Origin of the sequence: Streptomyces bohaiensis, assembly GCF_012033785.1 — a bacterium.
Taxonomy (GTDB): domain Bacteria; phylum Actinomycetota; class Actinomycetes; order Streptomycetales; family Streptomycetaceae; genus Streptomyces; species Streptomyces bohaiensis.
The window spans coordinates 1-7,812 of record NZ_JAAVJC010000221.1 but is presented as its reverse complement, the minus strand read 5'-3'; the positions used below and the strand labels follow the sequence as shown (position 1 = coordinate 7,812).

6 protein-coding genes and 1 pseudogene are annotated in these 7,812 nt (G+C 73.1%); 5 read left to right on the top strand and 2 right to left on the bottom strand.

Annotation, left to right across the window (positions count from 1 at the left end):
• Nucleotides 1-104: 104 nt before the first annotated feature.
• Nucleotides 105-482 carry a WhiB family transcriptional regulator gene (locus HCN52_RS19080; protein WP_245175281.1) on the bottom strand — a complete coding sequence of 126 codons (378 nt, stop codon included), beginning with the start codon at nucleotides 480-482 and terminating at the stop codon, nucleotides 105-107.
• 470 nt (nucleotides 483-952) lie between these two features.
• On the opposite strand from HCN52_RS19080, the gene HCN52_RS19075 reads away from it, so the two are divergent.
• The 4 genes and pseudogenes from HCN52_RS19075 to HCN52_RS19060 all read left to right on the top strand — a co-directional run.
• The gene (locus HCN52_RS19075) at nucleotides 953-1,564 is read left to right on the top strand and encodes a response regulator transcription factor (protein ID WP_019431595.1); all 612 of its coding nucleotides are present in this window, start codon (nucleotides 953-955) and stop codon (nucleotides 1,562-1,564) included.
• A 244-nt stretch (nucleotides 1,565-1,808) separates the two neighbouring features.
• Nucleotides 1,809-2,387, top strand: coding sequence for an RNA polymerase sigma factor ShbA (gene shbA, locus HCN52_RS19070; protein ID WP_245175280.1), 579 nt, complete (start codon nucleotides 1,809-1,811; stop codon nucleotides 2,385-2,387).
• A 249-nt stretch (nucleotides 2,388-2,636) separates the two neighbouring features.
• Nucleotides 2,637-4,142: an IMP dehydrogenase gene (gene guaB / locus HCN52_RS19065; RefSeq protein WP_168089675.1), complete on the top strand. Its 1,506-nt coding sequence runs from the start codon at nucleotides 2,637-2,639 to the stop codon at nucleotides 4,140-4,142.
• A gap of 185 nt (nucleotides 4,143-4,327) precedes the next feature.
• Nucleotides 4,328-5,437, top strand: a pseudogene (locus HCN52_RS19060) (GuaB3 family IMP dehydrogenase-related protein); the annotation flags it as partial.
• On the opposite strand, the gene HCN52_RS19055 reads toward HCN52_RS19060, so the two are convergent.
• Nucleotides 5,435-6,106, bottom strand: a complete 672-nt coding sequence (locus HCN52_RS19055) for a DNA-binding response regulator (RefSeq protein ID WP_168089676.1) — start codon at nucleotides 6,104-6,106, stop codon at nucleotides 5,435-5,437. The pseudogene HCN52_RS19060 and the gene HCN52_RS19055 overlap by 3 nt on opposite strands.
• 364 nt (nucleotides 6,107-6,470) lie before the next feature.
• On the opposite strand from HCN52_RS19055, the gene HCN52_RS19050 reads away from it, so the two are divergent.
• Nucleotides 6,471-7,757, top strand: coding sequence for a nucleotide sugar dehydrogenase (locus HCN52_RS19050; RefSeq protein ID WP_168089674.1), 1,287 nt, complete (start codon nucleotides 6,471-6,473; stop codon nucleotides 7,755-7,757).
• Nucleotides 7,758-7,812: the final 55 nt, after the last annotated feature.

The following is a 7,812-nucleotide window of genomic DNA, read 5'->3' as shown; positions in this document are numbered from 1 at the left end:
CGCGCAGCGCCTGCTGTCCCGCGAGCAGGTCGTGCATGACCGACAGCGCTGATCCGCACAGGATGACGCCCCCCTGGAGTGCCGCGCGGTGGCGGCGGGGCTGTTCAGCCGGCGCGCAGGACGTGGCCGATGTCGGCCGCCTCCTCCAGCCGCTCCTCCCGCGGCTCGCTGCGCGGGGCGGCATCACCGCGGGCGGGCAGCCCGCGGCGGGCGCGACCGAGCAGCTCCTCGCGCTCGTCCTCCGTCAGGCCGCCCCAGACGCCGTACGGCTCGCGCACGGTCAAGGCGTGCGCCGCGCACTCGGAGCGGACCGGGCAGCGCATGCAGACCTCCTTCGCGGAGGCCTCGCGCGCACTGCGTGCGGCGCCGCGCTCGCCCTCCGGGTGGAAGAAGAGCGAACTGTCCACCCCGCGGCAGGCGGCGAGCAGCTGCCAGTCCCAGAGGTCGGCGTTCGGGCCTGGGAGGCGGGAGAAATCTGCCATGGGGGTTCCCCTCGAACGAGATACGTGCGCTCTGCGGTGTCAGGGCGTATCCGGTCAATCACGTGGTCACAGCCACGAACGTGGATGTAAATATGACTACTAACCGAATATAGCTTTATGTACTCGTGAGGGAACCAAGAAGCTCTAAACGGGTTAAAACCGCCGTTCCGGCGTGTTGTGCCACTGCCGCCACATTGGTCACCGCGTCGTCACATAGGGTGGTGCTCGGTGGGTGAGGGGTGCCGGGGAGGTTCGGCACCGCTGTGCGGGAAGCGGCCGGTCGCGGCCGGAAGAGCGGCGGAAGGGCAGGCGAAGAAGCCGTAACTCTTTCGGGTGACCGTCGTTGAGAAGGCGAGGCGGATGGCGGAGTCCACCACTCGGGCGGGTGTCCGAGTCCCGTCGCCCGCACCGGTGACGACTTAACTCAGCCTGGAGGTACCAGGGATGCGCATCAGCTTCGGAGGCCGCTCATGACGTCCGTCCTCGTCTGCGACGACTCGCCGCTCGCCCGCGAGGCGCTCCGCCGGGCGGTCGCCACCGTCCCCGGCGTCGAGCGGGTGACCACCGCGGCCAACGGTGAGGAGGTGCTGCGGCGCTGGGGCGCGGACCGCTCCGACCTCATCCTGATGGACGTCCGGATGCCCGGCCTCGGCGGTGTCGAGACGGTCCGCCGTCTGCTCTCCGCCGACCCCGGCGCCCGCATCATCATGCTCACCGTCGCGGAGGACCTCGACGGCGTGGCGCTCGCCGTCGCCGCCGGCGCCCGCGGCTACCTCCACAAGGACGCCTCCCGCGCCGAACTGCGGGCCACGGTCACCCAGGCGCTGGCCGACCCGACCTGGCGCCTCGCGCCGCGCCGGCTGCGCTCCTCGGACATGGGGGCCGCCCCCACGCTCACCGCTCGGGAGATCCAGGTCCTGGAGGGTATGAGCCACGGCCGCTCCAACGCGGAGATCGGCCGGGAGCTGTTCCTCTCCGAGGACACGGTCAAGACCCACGCCCGCCGGCTCTTCAAGAAGCTCGGGGCCTCCGACCGTGCCCACGCCGTGGCGCTCGGCTTCCGCTGGGGGCTGGTTCGCTGACACCCGGCGCCGCGCGGCGGGGTGACGTGCGGCCTCGCGGCTGAAAACTCCGCGTCTGACGCATGCTGGAGACATGACGCTCCCAGGGGACGAGACGATGCCGCGGTCCGACCCGGCCCCCGCGGCCGCGCCCGCCGCGGTCCGCGAGGTCGAACAGGCCGCGCCGGCCGGGTCCGGTAACGAGTCGGTGCACAACTCCGACCGCGGTGGGGCGTCCGGTGCGGCGGCAAGGCACCATGGGGGGATGCGCGACAACGATTCCTCGGCGATCGGCGCCCTGGTGCATCGTGCGGTGGAGGGCGACCCCCGCGCCACGCACGACCTGCTCGCGCACGTCCACCCGCTGGCCCGGCGCTACTGCCGGGCGCGGCTCAGCAGACTTCCCGGTGACGCCCGGCACTTCGTCGACGACCTCGCGCAGGAGGTCTGCCTGGCGGTGCTCTGCGCGCTGCCGCACTACCGCGACACCGGGCGGCCGTTCGACGCCTTCGTCGTCGGCATCGCCCGGCACAAGATCGTCGATCTCCAGCGGGCGGCGATGCGCCACCCGGCCTCGACGGTGGTCTCCGCCGACGAGATGCCGGAGCGCCCGGACGACTCGCTCGGCCCCGAGGAGCGGGCGCTGCTGACCAGCGACGCCGAGTGGGCGGCGAAGCTGCTCGACAACCTCCCCGACAACCTGCGCCGCCTGGTGCTGCTCCGCGTCGCCGTCGGTCTGACCGCCGAGGAGACGGGGCAGCAGCTCGGCATGTCCCCGGGGGCCGTCCGCGTCGCCCAGCACCGCGCGCTCAACCGGCTGCGCGAGCTGGCCGACCACGGCTGACCGGCCCGTTCCTCCCGCCGCCGCGACCATCGCGGCGGCGTCTTTCGTGGCGCCCCCGCCGGCCGTCCCGGGGGAGTCCGGCGGCCCCGGTTACCGCGCCGGCCGGTGCACGTGGCACCGTCGGGAGTGACGCGCCCCCGCCGTGAGGCGGGGCGCGGGCCACGGGCAGGCCCCTGCGGCCGGGCGGAAGGCGAAGAGCCAGGCACTACCATGGGGCGAAGGGCAGAGCAAGAGGGCTGGAAGGGTGTCATGACGGATTACGTCGACGGAGTACCGGGGAAGTTCGCCACACTGGGGCTGACCTACGACGATGTGCTGCTGGTCCCCGGCCCGGCCGACATGACGCCCGAGGAGATCAGTACCCGCTCCCGCGTCTCCCGCAACGTCAGCGTCAACATCCCGCTGCTGTCGGCCGCCATGGACAAGGTGACCGAGGCCCGGATGGCGATCGCCATGGCCCGCCAGGGCGGCGTGGGCGTGCTGCACCGCAACCTCTCCATCCAGGAGCAGGCGGCGCAGGTCGACCGGGTGAAGCGGTCGGAGTCCGGGATGGTGACCGATCCGATCACCATCCGGCCGGACGCCAGCCTCCAGGAGGCGGACGAGCTGTGCGGCCGGTTCCGCATCAGCGGTGTCCCGGTGACCGACGCGGCGGGCAAGCTGCTCGGCATCGTCACCAACCGCGACATGGCGTTCGAGACCGACCGGAGCCGCCAGGTCCGCGAGGTCATGACCCCGATGCCGCTGGTCACGGGGAAGGTCGGGATTTCCGGCCAGGACGCCATGGAGCTGCTGCGGCGCCACAAGATCGAGAAGCTGCCGCTGGTCGACGGCGCGGGGATGCTCAAGGGCCTCATCACCGTCAAGGACTTCGTCAAGGCGGAGAAGTACCCGCGCGCGGCGAAGGACGCCGACGGCCGGCTCATCGTCGGTGCCGCCGTCGGTGTGGCCGGCGACTCCTACGAGCGCGCCCAGGCGCTGGTGGAGGCGGGGGTCGACTTCATCGTCGTCGACATCGCGCAGGGCCACTCCAAGCTGGTCCCGGACATGATCGCCAAGATCAAGGCCAACCACGCGGGCGTCGACGTCGTCGGCGGCAACGTGGCGACGCGCGACGCCGCGCAGGCGCTGGTGGACGCCGGTGCGGACGGCATCAAGGTGGGCGTCGGCCCGGGGTCGATCTGCACCACCCGCGTCGTCGCCGGTGTGGGCGTGCCGCAGATCACCGCCATCCACGAGGCCTCGCTGGCCGCCGGGCCGGCGGGGGTGCCCGTCATCGGTGACGGCGGTCTCCAGTACAGCGGTGACATCGCCAAGGCGCTGGTCGCCGGCGCCGACACCGTGATGCTCGGCAGCCTGCTGGCCGGCTGCGAGGAGTCCCCGGGCGAGCTGCGCTTCATCAACGGCAAGCAGTTCAAGTCCTACCGGGGCATGGGCTCGCTCGGCGCGATGCAGACCCGCGGCGAGTCCCGCTCCTACTCCAAGGACCGCTACTTCCAGCAGGCCGTCAACGACGACGAGAAGCTGATCCCCGAGGGCATCGAGGGGCAGGTCCCCTACCGCGGGCCGCTCTCCTCGGTGGTGCACCAGCTGGTCGGCGGCCTCCACCAGTCGATGTTCTACCTCGGTGGCCGCACCGTCGAGGACATCAAGCGCGACGGCCGGTTCGTCCGCATCACCGCGGCCGGGCTCAAGGAGAGCCACCCGCACGACATCCAGATGACCACCGAGGCCCCGAACTACGCGGGGCGCTGAGCCGGACGGGGCACTTCCCCCGGACGCGTCGGGCGGGTCCGCACCCGCCCGTCCACGGCGTCATCCCCACGGGCCCGGCCGGCACCAGCCGCCGGGCCCGCGGCGCGCCCGCCCCGCCCCCGGCCCACCGCCGGGGCGTCGGGGATACTGGCCCAGACGGCAGACCGTACGGAAGGTTCCACAACGTGACTGAGATCGAGATCGGACGCGGCAAGCGCGGCCGCCGGGCGTACGCGTTCGACGACATCGCCGTGGTGCCCAGCCGGCGCACCCGCGACCCGAAGGAGGTCTCGATCGCCTGGCAGATCGACGCCTACCGGTTCGAGCTGCCCTTCCTGGCCGCGCCGATGGACTCCGTCGTCTCGCCGGCCACCGCGATCCGCATCGGCGAGATGGGCGGCCTGGGCGTCCTCAACCTCGAAGGTCTGTGGACCCGTTACGAGGACCCGGAGCCGCTGCTCCAGGAGATCACGGAGCTGGACGAGGACGCCGCCAACAAGCGCCTCCAGGAGATCTACGCCGCGCCGATCCAGGAGGAGCTGATCGGCCGCAGGCTGAAGGAGGTCCGCGACGCCGGTGTCGTCACCGCCGCGGCGCTCTCCCCGCAGCGGACCGCGCAGTTCTCCAAGGCCGTCGTCGACGCCGGGGTGGACATCTTCGTCATCCGCGGCACGACGGTCTCCGCGGAGCACGTCTCCGGCGCGGCCGAGCCGCTGAACCTGAAGCAGTTCATCTACGAGCTCGACGTCCCGGTCATCGTCGGCGGCTGCGCGACCTACACGGCGGCGCTGCACCTGATGCGTACCGGTGCGGCGGGCGTGCTGGTCGGCTTCGGCGGCGGCGCCGCCCACACCACCCGCAACGTGCTCGGCATCCAGGTGCCGATGGCGACCGCTGTGGCCGATGTCGCGGCCGCGCGCCGCGACTACCTGGACGAGTCCGGCGGCCGGTACGTCCACGTCATCGCCGACGGCGGTGTCGGTTGGTCCGGCGACCTTCCGAAGGCGGTGGCGTGCGGCGCCGACGCCATCATGATGGGGTCGCCGCTGGCCCGCGCCACCGACGCCCCCGGCCGCGGCCACCACTGGGGCATGGAGGCGGTCCACGAGGACGTGCCGCGCGGCAAGAAGGTGCACCTGGGCACGGTCGGCAGCACGGAGGAGGTGCTGACCGGCCCGTCCAACACCCCGGACGGCTCCATGAACTTCTTCGGCGCGCTGCGTCGCGCGATGGCGACGACCGGCTACAGCGAACTCAAGGAGTTCCAGCGCGTCGAGGTCACGGTGGCGCGGTCAGAGCTCCTCGAGCGCGACCAGCCCGTCCTGGAGCGCGCGGGCGACCAGCAGCGCCTTGGTGTGGGCCGGCCGCCCGGCGTTGGCGTACTTGATCCGCACCCGGTCCAGGTAGGTGGCGACCGTGTGGACGGAGAGCCCCAGGCTCTGCGCCACCATCCGCTTGGACTCGCACTGGAACCACTCCAGCAGCACGTCCACCTCGCGCGGTGCCAGCTCCGGGCGGCCCGGCCGGGTGTCGCTGCCGAAGGCGCCGGCGAGGGCGGGCGGGGTGTAGGGGAGGTTCTGGGCGGCGGCGCGGGTGGCGGCCACCAGGTGGCGGTCGCCCTCGGCCTTGGTGAGGTAGGTGTACGCGCCGAGATCGAGCGAGGTCAGCGCCACATCGGCGCTGTCGAGCATGGTGTAGACGATGACGGCGCGGCCGTCCTCGGCCAGTTGCCGGAGGGCGTCGTAGGAGGGCCCGGTGCGCGACAGCTGGAGGTCGAGCACGACCACGTCGGCCTGCCGTCCGGGGCCGTCGAGCACGACCGCGGGGTCGGCGCCGGAGGCCACCACCTCGATCGGCGGCTCGGCCGCCGCGTACCAGGCGGCGAGACCCGCGAGCACCGCCGGATGGTCGTCGACCAGGGCGACGGTGGGGGCCGTCGGATCGGGGCCTTCGGGTTCGGGCATGTGGGGGCTCCCTGTGACTCCGCGTCCCGGCGCGGGCGGGCCGCGGCCGCGCCGGGTACGTCACGGATCGCGGCGCTGCCCCGGCGGATGAACGGTAACAGGACACACCACCACGGACAGCGGCTCGCCCGTTTCAGCCAGTGCCCGCGAGCGCCGTCCGGCCGGGCTCGACGGAGCCGTCGCGTCGCCGCCGGATCACGCGCCCGGAACCGGCGGTGCGCACGGGGCACTCGGGGCGCCCGGGGAACGCGCGCATCGAACAATGCGGACCATCTGTCATATAGGAGCTTAAACTGACACTCAGTTACTCACTTTGGATGCATTCGATCCTTTGTGGCATTCGATCGCGGAAGGGGCTCCCCACATGCCCGCAGATCTCGCCATCCTCGGCCTGGGCCACCTCGGTCTCCCCGCCGCACAGGCCGCCACCGCCCAGTCCGTCGTCACCGTCGGCTTCACCAGCGATCCCGGCGAGGCAGCCGCACTGCGCGCCGGGCGCCCGCCCGTCGAGGGGTCGCTCAGCGCCGCCGAGCTGCGCCGCATGCTCGCCGTCGGCTTCACCGCGACCAGCGACACCGCCGTCCTCAGCCGGGTGCGGGCCGCGCTGATCTGCGAAGCGGCGCCGCTCGGCCCGGACCGCACCCTCGACCTCGACGGCGTCCGCACCGCCGCCCGCGCCCTCGCCCCCGGGCTCCGGCCGCACAGCCTCGTCGTGCTGGAGACCCCCGTCTACCCCGGGACCACCGAGGAGGTGGTCCGCCCGCTGCTGGAGGAGGGCTCGGGGCTGCGCGCCGGACGCGACTTCCACCTCGCCTACTCCCCCTCCCGGGTCGACCCGTCCCGGGCCGAGGCCCCGCGTGGCGACGCCGCCCGGCGGGACGCCGCCGCCACGCCCCGCGTCATCGGCGGACTCACCGCCGCCTGCACCGAGGCGGCGGTCGCCTTCTACGGCCGCCTCGCCGAGAAGGCGGTCCGGGCGCGCGGACTCAAGGAGGCGGAGACGGTCAAGGTCCTGGAGACCAACTTCCGGCACGTCAACACCGCCTTCGTCAACGAGATGGCGGTGCTCTGCCACGACCTCGGCGTCGACCTCTGGGACGTGCTGCGCTGCGCCGAGGCCAACCCCGCGGGATTCCCGGTCTTCCGCCCGGGCCCGGGAATCGGCGGCCACAGCGTCCCGGTCGACCCCGGATGCCTGCCGACCGCCCGACGCATCCCCGGCCACCCGCCCCGCATGGTCGAACTGGCACAGGAGGTCAACGAGCGGATGCCGCGGTACGTGACCCAGCGGGTCGCGACCCTCCTCAACGAGCACGGCAAGTCCCTGCGCGGCGCACGCGTGCTGCTGCTGGGCGTCACCTACCAGCCGGATGTCGCCGACCAGGAGGGCGCGCCCGCCCGCGAGATCGCCGCGCGACTGCGCGACCTCGGGGCCGAACTCACCTTCCACGACCCCTACGTCGCCCACTTCCGCCCGGCCGGCCGCGCCGTCCCGCGCGCCCACGGCCTCTACGAGGCGGCCGCCGACGCCGACCTCACCCTGCTGCTCCAGCACCACGGGGTGTACGACCTGCACGGCCTCGCCGCCAAGGCGCAACTGCTCCTCGACACCCGCGGCGCGACCCCCGCCGGCGCCTGCCACCGGCTCTGACGGGCCGCCCCGCCGCACACGGCCGAGCCGCCCCGGCCCGTGGGGTCCACGGGCC

What these genes read in the sequence shown, in the direction of transcription:
- HCN52_RS19080 (WP_245175281.1), bottom strand. Translation starts at nt 482, where the DNA reads ATGGCAGATTTCTCCCGCCTCCCAGGCCCGAACGCCGACCTCTGGGAC.
- HCN52_RS19075 (WP_019431595.1), top strand. Translation starts at nt 953, where the DNA reads ATGACGTCCGTCCTCGTCTGCGACGACTCGCCGCTCGCCCGCGAGGCG.
- shbA (WP_245175280.1), top strand. Translation starts at nt 1,809, where the DNA reads ATGCGCGACAACGATTCCTCGGCGATCGGCGCCCTGGTGCATCGTGCG.
- guaB (WP_168089675.1), top strand. Translation starts at nt 2,637, where the DNA reads ATGACGGATTACGTCGACGGAGTACCGGGGAAGTTCGCCACACTGGGG.
- HCN52_RS19055 (WP_168089676.1), bottom strand. Translation starts at nt 6,106, where the DNA reads ATGCCCGAACCCGAAGGCCCCGATCCGACGGCCCCCACCGTCGCCCTG.
- HCN52_RS19050 (WP_168089674.1), top strand. Translation starts at nt 6,471, where the DNA reads ATGCCCGCAGATCTCGCCATCCTCGGCCTGGGCCACCTCGGTCTCCCC.